We start from the raw sequence: 13,793 nt of genomic DNA, 5'->3' as shown, positions 1-13,793 counted from the left end.
AAGCGTAAAGTTTGCGGTTTTCAGCCTGCATGGGATTACCGATTGTTAAATCTTTGGCGGCATCCTGCGTGTTGTGTGGGGTGAAAACTGTGAACCGTTGGGGGTTGCTATGATTGATTGGAATCGCGTGGCCGAATTGCGCCATGAAATTGGGGCAGATGATTTTGCCGAAGTTGTCGACATGTTTTTAGAGGAGGCGGATGAGGTGGCAGCTACGATGGCAGCCAATATCACGCCGGATGCGGTGGAATCCGCCCTGCATTTCCTGAAAGGCAGCGCTTTGAACCTTGGCTTTCGGGAACTGGCGCAGCTGTGCCAAATCGGGGAAAAAGCGGCTTCTTTGGGGGATGTGGGCGGTGTTAACCTTGCGCAGGTCGTCGCCGTTTATGAACGATCAAAATCAGCTTTTACAGCGGGTAAGGCCAGATATGCAGCCTAGGGTTAGATCAGGAATTCGGCAAGCGCCTCATCCGCGGTGATATCGCGATAGGCGAACCCGGCCTTTTCCATATTGCCAAACAGATGACTAAAATTATCGGCATTCTTTGTTTCGATCCCGATCAGGACCGACCCAAAATTGCGTGCCGATTTTTTCAAATACTCGAACCGGGCGATGTCATCATCGGGGCCCAGCATCATCAAAAACTCTTTCAACGCGCCGGGACGTTGCGGCATGCGCAGGATGAAATACTTTTTCAAACCGGCGTAACGCTGGGCACGTTCCTTTACCTCGGGCAGACGTTCAAAATCGAAATTCCCGCCGGAGGTGACGCAAACAACGGTTTTTCCGACGATTTGATCAGCCAGTTCTGGCAACACATCAACCGACAGTGCGCCTGCGGGTTCCAAAACGATGCCTTCGACGTTCAACATTTCCAGCATGGTTACGCAAATCCGATCCTCGGGCGCCAGCAAGACATGCGCGGGATCGACCGATTTTAGCATCTGATAGGTGCAAGCTCCCAGCCGGGCCACCGCCGCCCCATCAACAAAAGAGTTGATTTTGGGTAGGGTCACAGGCCCTCCATAGGCCAAAGCGGCAGTCAAACTGGCCCCGCCCAAGGGTTCCACAAAGCGAAACTGCGTGTCCGGTGCTTGCGTTCCCAAATAGCCTGTGACGCCCGAGGCAAGGCCGCCACCGCCCACGGGCAGCACCACAAAATCGGGCGCGTGGCCCAGCTGTTCCATAATTTCGACCGCGACACTGGATTGGCCTTCAATCACGTCGGGGTCGTCGAACGGTGACAGAAAATGCGCGCCTTGGTCGCTGCAAAACTTTTGCGCGGCGGTCAGGGTTTGGTCAAAATAATCGCCCGTCAGCACAATCTCGATGCTGTCGCCGCCAAAAACACGGGTTTTGTCGATTTTTTGCTGCGGCGTGGTGACGGGCATAAAAATTGTGCCCCGCACGCCGAAATGACGGCAAGCGTAGGCCACCCCTTGGGCGTGGTTGCCCGCACTAGCCGCCACAAATTTTTCCTGCCCCGGATTGGTGCTGCGGACTTTGCGCATCGCATTGACGGCACCCCGGATCTTGTAGGACCGGACGGGCGACAGATCCTCTCGCTTCAGCCAAATTTCAGCACCATAGCGGGCGGAAAGGTGGTCATTGCGCTGCAACGGCGTCGGATCGAACAGATCGCGCAGGGCATGCGTAGCAAGGCGGGCGGCGGTTGGAAAATCATGCATCCCCCGATTAAACCCAAGCGGGCGATAAAGGCAAGGAAAGGAAACACGCGGCACCGCTTGCCCTTGGGGGCGATACCCAGTAATTGCAGGGAAATCGCCAAGGAGACGCATATGTCCGCTGCCCCAAAATTTGCCCCGAAAAAGGTTGTGCTGGCCTATTCCGGCGGGCTTGATACCTCGATCATCTTGAAATGGTTGCAGACCGAATATGGCTGTGAGGTGATCACCTTCACCGCCGATCTGGGCCAGGGTGAGGAGCTGGAGCCTGCGCGCGCCAAGGCAGTGTTGCTGGGGATTGACCCCAAAAATATCCATATCGTTGACGTGCGCGAAGAATTTGTCCGCGATTTCGTGTTCCCGATGTTCCGGGCAAACGCGCTGTATGAGGGGCTGTATTTGCTTGGCACCTCCATCGCGCGGCCGTTGATTTCCAAGCATCTGGTGGAATTGGCCCACAAACATGGGGCCGATGCGGTGGCGCATGGCGCGACGGGCAAGGGCAACGATCAGGTTCGGTTTGAACTGTCCGCCTATGCGCTGGACCCGTCGATCAAGGTGATTGCACCGTGGCGGGAGTGGGATTTGACCAGCCGGACCAAGCTGCTGGAATTTGCTGAAGCGAACCAGATTCCGATCGCCAAGGATAAGCGCGGCGAAGCGCCGTTTTCTGTGGATGCGAATTTGCTGCACACATCGTCCGAGGGGAAGGCGTTGGAGAATCCGGCGGAGGAAGCGCCCGAATATGTGTACCAGCGGACTGTTTCGCCCGAGGAGGCGCCGAACACGCCAGAGTATATTGAAGTGACGTTTGAGCGCGGCGATGCGGTGGCGATCAATGGCGAGGCGATGAGCCCGGCCACGATTTTGACCAAGCTGAACGAAGTTGGTGGCGCGCATGGGATTGGGCGTTTGGATTTCGTGGAAAACCGGTTCATCGGGATGAAATCGCGCGGGATTTATGAGACCCCCGGCGGCACGATTTTGCTGGAGGCGCACCGCGGGATTGAACAGATCACGCTGGATGCCGGGTCGGGGCATTTGAAAGACAGCATCATGCCACGCTATGCCGAGCTGATTTACAATGGTTTTTGGTTCTCGCCCGAGCGGGAAATGTTGCAGGCTTTGATTGATAAAAGCCAGGAACATGTTTCGGGGACAGTGCGGTTGAAGCTGTATAAAGGGATGGCGAGTTGTGTGGCGCGATGGTCCGAACATTCGCTTTATTCTGAGGCCCATGTTACGTTTGAGGACGATGCGGGGGCGTATGATCAGAAAGATGCGGCCGGGTTTATTCGGTTGAACGCGCTGCGGTTGAAGTTGATTGCGACGCGAAATGCGCGGGTGAAGTGACGCGCGGCTCGCGCGCGATGCGACAGATAACCTATTGAAATTGTTTAAGGTCGCGTATTTTGTTTACGCGATCTTAACATTTGTATCGCGCGGTTCGCAGAGGGTTTCAGGTATTTGGACCAAGCCGAATGGGCAGGGCCGCGCTTCACCATTGCGTGACATCACGGGGTGGTGCGTTGTTGGGGTGGGGTGCATCAGGCAGGTTAAACGCAACTTGAATTGGGAGCGTGTTATGTTGAAATGGGTTTTGACGGCGGCGGTGTTGAGTGCGGGGCTGGCGGCGGGGGCGGTGCAGGCGGCCACGGAAAAGGCCGTTGTGGCGGGCGGGTGTTTTTGGTGCGTTGAGGCGGATTTTGAAAAGGTGGCGGGGGTGAAATCCGTCGTTTCAGGGTACACTGGCGGGACCACTGAGAACCCGACATATGAGCAAGTGACGCGCAAGGGCACCGGGCATTATGAGGCGGTGGAGATTGCGTTTGACCCGGCCAAGATCAGTTATGGCCAGATTTTGCATATGTTTTTCCGCTCGGTTAACCCCACGGATGCGGGGGGGCAGTTTTGTGACCGGGGTGACAGTTACCGCACCGCGATTTTCCCGTTGAACGCTGAACAGGCCGCGATTGCCGAAGGGGCCAAGGCGGATGCTGGGCGGGATTTGGGCAAGAAGATTGTGACGCCGATTTTGGCGGCCAAGCCGTTTTATGAGGCCGAGGCGTACCATCAGGATTATTACAAAGGCAGCAATTTTGTGATTACGCGCGCCGGGCCAAAGCGGCAGTCGGAGGCGTATCAGTTTTACCGCGTGTCGTGTGGCCGCGATGCGCGGGTGCGCGAATTGTGGGGCAGTGCAGCACCCTTTGTGAAGTGATCAAAGGATAGGGGCCAGAAATTCATCCACGTCCGCGCGGCTGGGCATGGCACTGGCCGCGCCGTGGCGCGTGACTTGGATTGCGGCGGCGGCGGCGGCGCGGGTGAGGGCCTGTTCGCGGTCCATACCCGCATCAAGGGCGGCCGCGATGGTGCCTGCAAAGCAATCGCCCGCGCCCGTGGTATCAACCGCGTGAACATCAAACGCGGGGATAGTGAGGGTTTGCGCGTTGAGGCGGTGCCATTCTGCGCCCTGCGCTCCTTTGGTAATGATCACATCGCAATCGGGCAGGCCGCCGAATGTGGATATCATCTGTGCCGCCTCGCCTTCGTTCATCGCGAGGAGGGTGGTGAAGGGTATCACATCCTGAAGCGGGGTGAGTTCGAACGGCGCGGGGGAATAGAGGACGCGCAGGCCCATATCGGCGGCAAGCCGAACAGAGGCGAATTGCGCAGAGGTTTCATTTTGCAACAAAAGCGTATCATCGGGGCGGGCGTTTGCCAGCACGCGCGCGACTTGGGCATCAGAGATTTGACGGTTGGCGCCGGGGTAGAGGGTGATGGCGTTTTCGCCTGAAGGGTCAACCTGAATGATCGCGTGGCCCGTGGCGGTTTTGATCTGTTGGATGTTGGCGGTATCGACGCCGTAATCGCGCAAAAGGTCCAGCGTCCACGCATCATCGCGCCCGATGGCACCGATGTGGAACACCTTTGCGCCCGCCATGGCAGCGGCGACAGATTGGTTTGCGCCCTTGCCGCCCAAGCCGCGCGTGTAGTCGGTTGCCGCCAGCGTTTCGCCGGGCTGGGTGTGGTGCGGCACGCGGTAAATGTGGTCGATGTTGATCGAGCCGAGGGAGTAGATGGCCATTTTGGTTAGCCGACTTTGCAGGCGGCCAGCACGGCCATGTTGAGGATGTCATTCACCGTGGAGGAACTGGTGCAGATTTGGATGGGGTGGGGGACGCCCGTAAGAATGGGGCCAATCACCGTGGCCCCCGCCATTTCCTGCATCAGTTTGACCGAGATGGACGCGGAGTGCCGGGCCGGAACGACGAGGATATTGGCCGGCCCGGTGAGGCGGTTGAAGGGGTAATTGGCGGCGATTTCGGGGTTGAGGGCGACATCGACGGTCATTTCGCCTTCGTATTCGAAATCGACGTTCATCGCGTCCAGCACCTTTGGGGCGGCGTGCATTTTGGTGGCGCGTTCGGAAACCGGATAGCCGAAGGTGGAGAAGGAGACGAAAGCAACGCGGGGTTCAAGGCCGAGATTGCGCGCGACGCCCGCGGCCTTGATCGCGATATTGGCCAGATCATCGGGTTCGGGCCATTCATGCACCAGCGTGTCGGTGATGAGGACAATTTTGCCTTTGTGCAAAAGCGCCGTGACGCCGACCGCGCCATCGGTCGCCTTTGCATCAAACACATGGTTGATCAGCGACAGGACATGCGCGGATTTGCGGGTGGCCCCGGTGACAAGGCCATCGCCGTGGCCGTGGGCGAGCATCAATGCTGCAAACACATGGCGGTCACGGGCGGCGAGGCGGTGGATATCTTGGCGATCATGCCCTTCGCGTTGCAGGCGTTTGTAGAGGAAATCGCGGTAGGATTCGAGGTGGGGCGTGGTGGCGGCGTTGACGATTTCAAGTTCGCGGTGCGCATCGGTAAGGCCAGCGGTGTTGAGTTTTTCCATCACGTCCAGTTCGCGGCCCACGACGATTGATTTGCCAAGGCCCGCGCGTTGATAGGCGACGGCGGCGCGCAGCACGCGGGGATCATCACCTTCGGCAAAGATCATGCGGGCTTGGGCCTGTTTGGCGCGGGCATGGATGCCTTGGAGGATGGAAGCGGTGGGATCCATCCGTGATTTGAGGTTGAGGATATAGGCGTTCATATCGACGATGGGGCGGCGGGCGACGCCAGTGTCCATGCCCGCCTTGGCGACGGCGGGCGGGATGACGTAGATAAGGCGGGGGTCAAACGGGGTGGGGATGATGTAATCGCGGCCAAAGGAGAGTTTGCGGCCGTAGGCCATGGCGACTTCATCTGGCACGTCTTCGCGTGCGAGGGCTGCGAGGGCGTGGGCGCAGGCGATTTTCATTTCATCGTTGATGGCGCGGGCGTGGATGTCGAGCGCGCCACGGAACAGGTAGGGAAAGCCGAGGACGTTGTTGACTTGGTTCGGGTAATCGGAGCGGCCTGTGGCGACGATGGCATCGGGGCGGACGGCGTGAGCCTCCTCGGGCGTAATCTCGGGGTCGGGGTTGGCCATGGCGAAGATGACGGGGTTTTCGGCCATGCTAGACACCATTTCGGGGGTCACGGCCCCTTTGGCGGAGACGCCGAGGAACACATCTGCGCCGATCATCGCCTGTTCAAGCGAGCGGTGGGGGGTGTTGGCGGCGTGGGCGGATTTCCATTGGTTCATGCCTTCAACCCGGCCTTGGTAGATCACGCCTTTGGTGTCGCACATGATGCAATTGTCGTGTTTTGCGCCCATGGATTTGAGGAGTTCAAGGCAAGCGATGCCTGCGGCCCCTGCCCCGTTCAGCACGATGCGGACATCGCCGATTTTCTTGCCCGACAGTTCCAGCGCGTTGATGAGGCCCGCGGCGCAGATCACGGCGGTGCCGTGTTGGTCATCGTGGAACACCGGGATGTCCATAATTTCCTTGAGCCGCTGTTCGATGATGAAACATTCGGGGGCTTTGATATCTTCAAGGTTGATGCCGCCGAAAGTGGGGCCCATCATGGCCACGGCTTTGATGATGTCGTCGGCATCCTCAGAATCCAGTTCGATATCAATGGCGTTTACGTCGGCGAAACGTTTGAAGAGGACGGCTTTGCCCTCCATCACCGGCTTGGACGCCAATGCGCCAAGGTTGCCCATGCCAAGGATTGCGGTGCCGTTGGAAATGACGGCGACCATGTTGCCTTTGACAGTGTAATCATAGGCCGATGCGGGATTGTCTGCGATTGCTTGGACGGGGACGGCGACACCGGGGGAATAGGCGAGCGACAGGTCGCGCTGGGTGGCCATGGGTGTGGTGGGCGTTATTTCATATTTGCCGGGTTTGGGTTCAAGGTGATACGCCAACGCCTCTTCGGGGGTGATGCGGGTTTTTGAGGTCATGGGGCATTTCCTTGCAAATTTTCACAATCTTAGACAGGCGACCCTTGCGGCACAATGCCAATGCTATAACCGTTTGCGCAACCACGGTTTGGATTTGACCAAGGCGGCGTAGCGGCCCGGAAAATCATGCTGCAATTGCGACAGCGCCCAATCCAGCACATCTGGCAGATCGCAGCGTTTGGCGCACCACACAAGGCGCACCAGCGTTTGCCAGCGGGTTTTATCCGCCTGATAGGCCATGTGCAGGGCGACGAGTTCGGCGTGGGGCGTGTCGGCGTGTTTGTGGCAATCAGCCATAAGCAAGCACAGCGCGGCGTTGTTCGTGACCAAATCTGTGTGGCGGTCCAACAATTGCAGCGCGCGGGGGTGGTCCCGCACGGCGATAAGACGATCGGCCAAGGTGTGCAGCGCGGCAGCGCTGGGCAGATCGGGAAGGTGGCCAAGGATGGTGACGATGAAGCTGGACACCTCGGCCACCGCTTGGTTGGACAGGGCGACGGGGACGATGCCGTGCAGATCAAAGCTGGGCAAGGCCAGCGGATCGGGCTGATTGAAATCGGCGAAAAAGCTGATGTAACGGCAGCCGGAGGCATGAGCCACGCCCCAAAAATCGCCCCAGCGGTGGATGGCGGTTTGCAGGGTGCCAAGTTCGATCACATATGCATCGGGGTTGGCGAACAGCATATTCGTGAACCCCGCACCGTGATAAGACACCATCACCTGCGCATTGGCCATAAGGGCAATTTGTTCCAAAGGCGTGAAGTTTTCAAACACCACATATTCAAAGCCGAACAGAGCCAGCATTTCGCAAAGGGCGGCGTCGCCAACCATATCACGTTTGCGGCTTTTTCGATCATCGCGACCGACGAAAAACCGTTTGGGCAGGTGGGTGAAATCATGGCCTTTGATCGCTTGCAAGGCGCGGGTGCGCAGGGCGGCAAGGCCAGAGGTAAAGCTGTTCATTGAGAGGATTGCATGCGCGCCACGGTACGCATCATGGCCGCGAAACATCGCATCTGAGGGCGCGAGAGGGGCCAGATCGCCCACGATGCTGGCCGGAAATTGGTAATAGGCACAAGACAGATCAAAGGCGGTGAGGACCTGATCATAATCAACCGGGGCGCGGTGCAGGTGGATGCGGCCCGCAAATTCGGGGAACAGCGCCGTGGCGAAATCCAGCACAAAAGCGCGGGTTTTTTCGGGGTCGTTGGGGAAATGAAAATGCACATCGCCTTGGTGGCCCTGCGCCACAAGGGCGGCGAGTTGCGACAAGGATTCGGTGATAAAGTGATAATAGTTGAAGGTATTGCGACATTCGATGGCGATGGGCAGGTTTTTGGGCGCAGGTTTTACGGGGATGGAGGCGTGGGCATTGGCTGCTTGGCAGGCGTGGAAATAGGCGACCAGCGCTTCCTCTGGGTCAAAGGCCTGATCTTCGTTTTCCCAACAATAACGGTTGAGAAGGCGGGTGCCGGACGCGCCCGACAGCACGCAACGGCCCTGTGCCAGCGCATAGGATTTGCGAAAAGACGCGTTTTGCAGCAGCACAGGGGCGGTGTTGAATTCCACAGGTTGCGCGAATGTTTTATGGCGGCGGGTGAGGGTGAGAAAGCTGTCAATCCGCTGGTTCATTTCAGGGTAGGCGCTGGCGGAAAAGCCCGTGATCAAGGCGGGCGGCGTGGGGCGCCAGAAAAATTCGGCGGGGGCCTGCAGGGACAGCCCCGCGTCAATCGCCGGGTTCAGGAACAGATCCTGCGGGGGTTGGTGAAAGCTGATTTGGTTGCGCATGGGGCCTTTGGGGGTTGGTGGGACAGGATGCACTGGTTTGCGCGCGGGGGCTAGGGTTGTGTGGCGCGGGCAGGGCCGCCATATAAAGGGGGAGCGATTTGGAGCCCAAACGGTTTGGAGACTGAAGATGGCAGAGGATAAATTTCCCGGTTGGCACGGCACCACCATTTTGGCCGTGCGGCGTGGCGGTGAGGTGGTTGTGGCCGGCGATGGGCAAGTGAGCCTGGGCCAGACGGTGATCAAAGGGTCGGCGCGCAAGGTGCGCAGGCTGTCACCGGGGGGCCGTGATGTGGTGTGCGGGTTTGCGGGGTCGACCGCCGATGCGTTCACCCTGTTGGAACGGCTGGAGAAAAAGCTGGAGGCGGCACCGGGGCAATTGGCGCGCGCCTGCGTGGATTTGGCGAAAGATTGGCGGATGGACAAGTATTTGCGCAATCTGGAAGCGATGCTGATTGTGACAGATGGGGCGGAATTGTTCATTATCACAGGTGCGGGCGATGTTTTGGAGCCTGAGCATGATGTGGCCGCGATCGGGTCTGGTGGCAACTTTGCGCTGGCCGCCGCACGCGGCCTAATGGCGGGCGATCTGCCTGCCGAGGCGGTGGCGCGCCAAGCCATGGCAATTGCTGCCGATATTTGCGTTTACACCAACGGGCGTTTGACCGTTGAAACCATCCGCCCTGCGGTTTGATTGGAGTTTTTGATGACTGACCTGACCCCGCGCGAGATTGTTTCTGAGTTGGACCGCCACATCATTGGGCAAAATGATGCCAAGCGGGCCGTGGCCGTGGCGCTGCGCAACCGCTGGCGGCGCAAGCAATTGGCCGATGATTTGCGCGATGAGGTGTATCCGAAAAACATCTTGATGATCGGGCCGACCGGGGTGGGCAAAACCGAGATTAGCCGGAGGTTGGCAAAGCTGGCCCGAGCGCCGTTTTTGAAAATTGAAGCGACGAAATTTACCGAAGTTGGGTACGTGGGCCGCGATGTGGACAGCATTATCCGCGATCTAGTGGATGCCGCGATGATCGACACGCGCGCGCGGATGCGCGAAGACGTGCGCGCAAGGGCGGCAGCAGCAGCCGAGGAACGGGTGATTGAGGCGATTGCGGGCAAGGATGCGCGCGAACAAACCCGCGAGATGTTTCGCCGCAAGCTGAAAGCGGGCGAATTGGACAATACGGTGATTGAATTGGAAATTGCCGATGCCACAAACCCCTTTGCGGCGTTTGACCCGAATGGGCAAGGCGGGCAAATGGGCGGGATGATGCAGCTGGGCGATCTGTTTGGCAAAATGGGGCGGACCCAAAAACGGCGGCTGACTGTGGCGGAAAGCCATGACCTGCTGGTGTCCGAGGAAGCCGACAAGCTCTTGGATGATGAAGCGGTGAAGCTGGCAGCACTGGAGGCGGTGCAGGAAAACGGCATTGTTTTCATTGATGAAATTGACAAGGTTTGCGCGCGGGCCGATGCGCGCGGCGCCGATGTTTCACGTGAAGGCGTGCAGCGCGATTTGCTGCCGCTGATCGAAGGGACGACGGTTTCAACCAAGCATGGCCCGGTGAAAACTGACCATATTCTGTTCATCGCATCGGGCGCGTTTCACACCGCCAAACCATCGGACCTCCTGCCGGAATTGCAAGGCCGCCTGCCCATTCGGGTGGAATTGCGCGCCCTGACCGAAGGCGATTTTGTGCGGATTTTGACGGAAACCGACAACGCGCTGACGTTGCAATATTCAGCCTTGATGGGGACCGAAGGGGTCAACGTCACCTTTACCGAGGATGGCATCAAAGCCTTGGCGCGGATCGCGGCCGAGGTGAACCAAGCCGTGGAAAACATCGGCGCGCGCAGGCTTTACACAGTGATCGAACGGGTGTTTGAAGAACTGTCCTTCACCGCGCCAGACCGTAGCGGCGAGGCGGTAGAGGTGGACGCGGCCTTTGTGGAAAAACATTTGGGCGAGCTCTCACGGTCTGCCGATCTATCGCGCTACGTTCTATAACCTATTCATCTTGGCAAAAATACCTAGGGGGTGCGGGGGCTGGCCCCCGCTGCCGGCCCCATCACTTACCGCGTCCGCCGCAAATACACATAAAACGCGCCGCTGCCGCCGTGACGCAAATGCGCTTCGGTGACTTGCAAAATCGCGTTGGACAGGGGTGGTTGGCGCAGCCAGTGGGGCAGTTGTTGGCGCAACACGCCGGTGCGGCGGGGGATGAGGCCAATATCCTCGCCCGGTTTGCCTTTGCCGGTGATCACCAGCACAAGGCGCAATGCGGCGGTGTGGGCGTTAAGGATAAAGCGGATAAGTTCGGGATGCGCCTCCGCCAACGTCATGCCGTGCAGGTCGATGCGCGCCTCAGGCGACAGCTTGCCCTTAGTCATTTTGCCAAAGGCTTTGGCATCCATTTGCAGGCTGGGGGGCGGGGCGGTTTGGGGTTTGGGGGTGCTGGGTTTTTCGCCCATGCGGAAAGGGGCGATGCTGTGGGTTTGCGGCCTTGGCGGGGCGGCGGGAAATTCGACGGCCACATCGGGCAGGTTACGGCGGAATATGGGGGCGTGCATGGGGGTGGCGGTGCGGGCGACGGCGCGCCACAGCGCCTCCTCATCCGGGTGCAGGGGGCGGCGGCGCGACATTATTGACCTTCGATTTCGGCCAGTGCGAATGCGCGGTCGATGGGCAAAAGTTGGATCATGCGCCCCCCGTCTTTGATCGTGCCCGCATCTTCGCCCGCTTGGACGCCTGTGCCAAAAAAGATGTCAGCACGCTGCGCACCTTTGATAGCGCCGCCGGTATCTTGGGCGATCATCAGACGGCGCATCGGGTTGTGACCGTCTTTTTCCAGCCAGATCGGGATGCCCAAGGGTGTGAAAGCGGGGTCTACGGCCACGCTGCGCATGGTGGTGATGGAACGGCCCATCGCGCCGATTGGCCCTTTTTCTGCAGCCAAATCAGGCAAGCGGCGAAAGAACACAAAGGACGGGTTGTGGTGCAACAGGCCCGCGCCCATTTCGGGGTTGGCGCGGACCCAGGATTTGATGCCCTGGGCGGAAACGCTGTGTTCATCCATCAACCCTTGGCGGATCATTTCCTGACCCACGGATTTATAGGCATGGCCATTGCGGCCTGCGTAACCGACGCGGAGAACGCCACCATCGGGCAGGCGGATGCGGCCAGACCCTTGGACTTGCAGGAAAAACACCTCAACCGGGTCCTCCAGCCATGCAATCTCTAGGCCCCGGCCGCGCAGCGCGCCTGTGCTTTCAATCGCGGCGCGGTCCAGCCATTGCTGACCATCGGTAAGTTCGGGCGGGCGGGCATAGACGGGATAGGCAAAACGCGGGGTGCGGGTGCGCGAGCCTGCGAGTTCGGGTTCATAATATCCGGTGAACAGGGCGGGGGATACGCCGACTTGGACCGGGCGGAACAGCAGTTCAAAAAAGCTGCGCGCGGCGGCATCTGACGCCATTGCATTGGGGGCAAGGCGGCAAATGGGGGACCATTCGGGGTCTTTGAGCAAGGAACAGGTATCAAGGAAAGTGGACAGGGCGGCGCTATGATCATCGGCCGCCCACCCGTCAAGGTCCTTGAAATCCAGCATTTGTGCGGAGGCGGTGCCCATGGTCAGGCCAATCGCCAAAACTGGGGCGGCCAGACAGGCAAAAATATGGGCCGCGCCACGCATCAGTCCCCGGTGGCGACGAGCAGCCAATTTGGATTATCGGCCCCCATGCGGCGTGCAAAGGTCCAGATATCACGCTGGCGTTTGACTTCGGACATATTGCCTTCGACCACTTCGCCAATTTTATTGCGCACTTCGGTATGGAGTTCGGCAGCCAAACGGACGGAGATTTCACCTTCGCCCGTGGCTGCGTCAAATTCGGCGGCTTGCAGCGTCACTTCACCGATGCCGATGAATTTCGCCTCTACCGTCAGGCCTTGCGCTTCGCGGGCTGCGACCGCCTCAGAGAACGACTCGAACACGTCGGGCGAGAGGAAGGGTTTGATACTGTCCACCTCGCCTTTTTCAAACGCCATGAAGATCATTTCATAGGCACCACGCGCGCCGCCCAAGAATTCGCCCACGTTAAAGCTGGGTTCAGCGGATTTCATCGCGGCCAGCGCCTTGGCGGCGGCGCTGCCATCGGGGACGTGGTCGATGATGTCGCGGTCTGGGCCGCCCTCAATCACCTCAAACCCTTTGCGAGCGGTGGGGGTTGGGGTGTCGGTTGGGGCGTCGGGTTTTTCGAACCCTTCGCGGGTGCCCAAGACGCTTTTCAGCTTCAGGATCAGGAACACCGCGATGCCTGCAAGAACGAGAAGTTGGATGAGCGAAGAATTCATTATGGCCCTCAAGATGCCGGGGGAATGGTCCCGATATAGGTTTTGGGTGTTGGTGTGACACCGCTTTGACCTTATGTAGGGCGTGGGGGGCGGCAAGTCTACCGCCCCATGTGCAAAGAAATTGCGCAAAACCCCGAAAAAGGAGGCCAGATTATGTGGCTGTTGTTGGCTTTTATCGCCGTGCCGTTGATTGAGATCGGTTTGTTCATCAAAGTGGGGGGGTGGCTGACGCTGTGGCCGACGCTGGGAATTGTGCTGGCGACCGGGATGATTGGGATGGTTTTGGTGCGCGCGCAAGGCCTGCGGGTGTTGGCGCAATTGCGACAATCCATGGAGCAAATGCGCGACCCCGTGTCGCCGCTGGCGCATGGGGCGATGATTGTATTCGCGGGGTTGTTGTTGCTGACGCCGGGGTTTTTCACCGATGCGATTGGGTTTTTGCTGTTGGTGCCTGCCCTGCGCCAGTTGATTATTGCGCGGATTGTCGCACGCATGGTTGTGGTGACGCCGCAGCGGCGCGACGATGTGATTGAAGGCGCGTTTTCTGAGGTGGTGCGCGATGCGGGGCCAAAGAAACCGCCATCGGGTTGGACGAAACATTGAAGCGGGGGCGCGGCCC

At 59.1% G+C, this 13,793-nt stretch carries 13 protein-coding genes; 6 read left to right on the top strand and 7 right to left on the bottom strand.

From position 1 onward, the window contains the following. The first annotated feature begins 109 nt into the window (after positions 1 to 109). On the top strand, positions 110 to 439 hold the full coding sequence (locus tag BMY36_RS02720) for an Hpt domain-containing protein (protein ID WP_050518050.1): 330 nt from the start codon (positions 110 to 112) through the stop codon (positions 437 to 439). 2 nt (positions 440 to 441) lie between these two features. Here the strand turns inward: BMY36_RS02720 and ilvA are convergent, their stop codons facing one another. Further along, positions 442 to 1,689, bottom strand: coding sequence for a threonine ammonia-lyase IlvA (gene ilvA / locus BMY36_RS02715; RefSeq protein ID WP_050518092.1), 1,248 nt, complete (start codon positions 1,687 to 1,689; stop codon positions 442 to 444). A 111-nt stretch (positions 1,690 to 1,800) separates the two neighbouring features. Here ilvA and BMY36_RS02710 point away from each other — a divergent pair, with 111 nt between their 5' ends. Together BMY36_RS02710 and msrA are read left to right on the top strand one after the other, a co-directional pair. Continuing rightward, the gene (locus BMY36_RS02710) at positions 1,801 to 3,039 is read left to right on the top strand and encodes an argininosuccinate synthase (protein ID WP_050518051.1); all 1,239 of its coding nucleotides are present in this window, start codon (positions 1,801 to 1,803) and stop codon (positions 3,037 to 3,039) included. Positions 3,040 to 3,271: 232 nt separating this feature from the next. After that, positions 3,272 to 3,907: a peptide-methionine (S)-S-oxide reductase MsrA gene (gene msrA / locus BMY36_RS02705; RefSeq protein WP_050518052.1), complete on the top strand. Its 636-nt coding sequence runs from the start codon at positions 3,272 to 3,274 to the stop codon at positions 3,905 to 3,907. Here the strand turns inward: msrA and BMY36_RS02700 are convergent, their stop codons facing one another. The 3 genes from BMY36_RS02700 to BMY36_RS02690 form a co-directional block, all read right to left on the bottom strand. Next, positions 3,908 to 4,774, bottom strand: a complete 867-nt coding sequence (locus BMY36_RS02700) for a ribokinase (protein ID WP_050518053.1) — start codon at positions 4,772 to 4,774, stop codon at positions 3,908 to 3,910. Between the two features lie 5 nt (positions 4,775 to 4,779). Continuing rightward, complete coding sequence (locus BMY36_RS02695) at positions 4,780 to 7,038, bottom strand: NADP-dependent malic enzyme (protein WP_050518054.1); 2,259 nt, start codon at positions 7,036 to 7,038, stop codon at positions 4,780 to 4,782. A gap of 63 nt (positions 7,039 to 7,101) precedes the next feature. Next, complete coding sequence (locus BMY36_RS02690) at positions 7,102 to 8,826, bottom strand: glycosyltransferase 61 family protein (protein ID WP_050518055.1); 1,725 nt, start codon at positions 8,824 to 8,826, stop codon at positions 7,102 to 7,104. 127 nt (positions 8,827 to 8,953) lie between these two features. Between BMY36_RS02690 and hslV the strand changes: the two genes are divergently transcribed. Together hslV and hslU are read left to right on the top strand one after the other, a co-directional pair. Next, entirely contained in the window at positions 8,954 to 9,517 is a 564-nt protein-coding gene (gene hslV, locus BMY36_RS02685) for an ATP-dependent protease subunit HslV (RefSeq protein ID WP_050518056.1), read from the top strand. Positions 9,518 to 9,529: 12 nt separating this feature from the next. Beyond that, positions 9,530 to 10,831 carry an ATP-dependent protease ATPase subunit HslU gene (hslU, locus tag BMY36_RS02680; RefSeq protein ID WP_050518093.1) on the top strand — a complete coding sequence of 434 codons (1,302 nt, stop codon included), beginning with the start codon at positions 9,530 to 9,532 and terminating at the stop codon, positions 10,829 to 10,831. Positions 10,832 to 10,896: 65 nt separating this feature from the next. Here hslU and BMY36_RS02675 read toward each other — a convergent pair whose 3' ends face one another. From BMY36_RS02675 to BMY36_RS02665, 3 genes are all read right to left on the bottom strand, one after another. Further along, on the bottom strand, positions 10,897 to 11,466 hold the full coding sequence (locus tag BMY36_RS02675) for a Smr/MutS family protein (RefSeq protein WP_050518057.1): 570 nt from the start codon (positions 11,464 to 11,466) through the stop codon (positions 10,897 to 10,899). Further along, positions 11,466 to 12,452 carry a murein transglycosylase A gene (gene mltA / locus BMY36_RS02670; protein ID WP_050518094.1) on the bottom strand — a complete coding sequence of 329 codons (987 nt, stop codon included), beginning with the start codon at positions 12,450 to 12,452 and terminating at the stop codon, positions 11,466 to 11,468. Before mltA ends, BMY36_RS02675 begins: the two co-directional genes overlap by 1 nt. A gap of 62 nt (positions 12,453 to 12,514) precedes the next feature. Then, positions 12,515 to 13,174, bottom strand: a complete 660-nt coding sequence (locus BMY36_RS02665) for a Tim44/TimA family putative adaptor protein (RefSeq protein WP_050518058.1) — start codon at positions 13,172 to 13,174, stop codon at positions 12,515 to 12,517. 153 nt (positions 13,175 to 13,327) lie between these two features. Between BMY36_RS02665 and BMY36_RS02660 the strand changes: the two genes are divergently transcribed. Next, positions 13,328 to 13,777 (top strand): FxsA family protein, encoded by a 450-nt coding sequence (locus tag BMY36_RS02660; RefSeq protein WP_050518095.1) that lies wholly within the window; start codon positions 13,328 to 13,330, stop codon positions 13,775 to 13,777. Positions 13,778 to 13,793 lie beyond the last annotated feature (16 nt).

The organism is Pseudorhodobacter antarcticus (assembly GCF_900110135.1).
GTDB classification, from domain to species: domain Bacteria; phylum Pseudomonadota; class Alphaproteobacteria; order Rhodobacterales; family Rhodobacteraceae; genus Pseudorhodobacter; species Pseudorhodobacter antarcticus.
Note: the sequence above shows the minus strand (reverse complement) of the source record. Positions and strands in the feature narration are given on the sequence as shown.

Bases quoted from the DNA above. Each gene is read 5' to 3' on its own strand.
- BMY36_RS02720 (WP_050518050.1), top strand. From the start codon at position 110: ATGATTGATTGGAATCGCGTGGCCGAATTGCGCCATGAAATTGGGGCA.
- ilvA (WP_050518092.1), bottom strand. From the start codon at position 1,689: ATGCATGATTTTCCAACCGCCGCCCGCCTTGCTACGCATGCCCTGCGC.
- BMY36_RS02710 (WP_050518051.1), top strand. From the start codon at position 1,801: ATGTCCGCTGCCCCAAAATTTGCCCCGAAAAAGGTTGTGCTGGCCTAT.
- msrA (WP_050518052.1), top strand. From the start codon at position 3,272: ATGTTGAAATGGGTTTTGACGGCGGCGGTGTTGAGTGCGGGGCTGGCG.
- BMY36_RS02700 (WP_050518053.1), bottom strand. From the start codon at position 4,774: ATGGCCATCTACTCCCTCGGCTCGATCAACATCGACCACATTTACCGC.
- BMY36_RS02695 (WP_050518054.1), bottom strand. From the start codon at position 7,038: ATGACCTCAAAAACCCGCATCACCCCCGAAGAGGCGTTGGCGTATCAC.
- BMY36_RS02690 (WP_050518055.1), bottom strand. From the start codon at position 8,826: ATGCGCAACCAAATCAGCTTTCACCAACCCCCGCAGGATCTGTTCCTG.
- hslV (WP_050518056.1), top strand. From the start codon at position 8,954: ATGGCAGAGGATAAATTTCCCGGTTGGCACGGCACCACCATTTTGGCC.
- hslU (WP_050518093.1), top strand. From the start codon at position 9,530: ATGACTGACCTGACCCCGCGCGAGATTGTTTCTGAGTTGGACCGCCAC.
- BMY36_RS02675 (WP_050518057.1), bottom strand. From the start codon at position 11,466: ATGTCGCGCCGCCGCCCCCTGCACCCGGATGAGGAGGCGCTGTGGCGC.
- mltA (WP_050518094.1), bottom strand. From the start codon at position 12,452: ATGGGCACCGCCTCCGCACAAATGCTGGATTTCAAGGACCTTGACGGG.
- BMY36_RS02665 (WP_050518058.1), bottom strand. From the start codon at position 13,174: ATGAATTCTTCGCTCATCCAACTTCTCGTTCTTGCAGGCATCGCGGTG.
- BMY36_RS02660 (WP_050518095.1), top strand. From the start codon at position 13,328: ATGTGGCTGTTGTTGGCTTTTATCGCCGTGCCGTTGATTGAGATCGGT.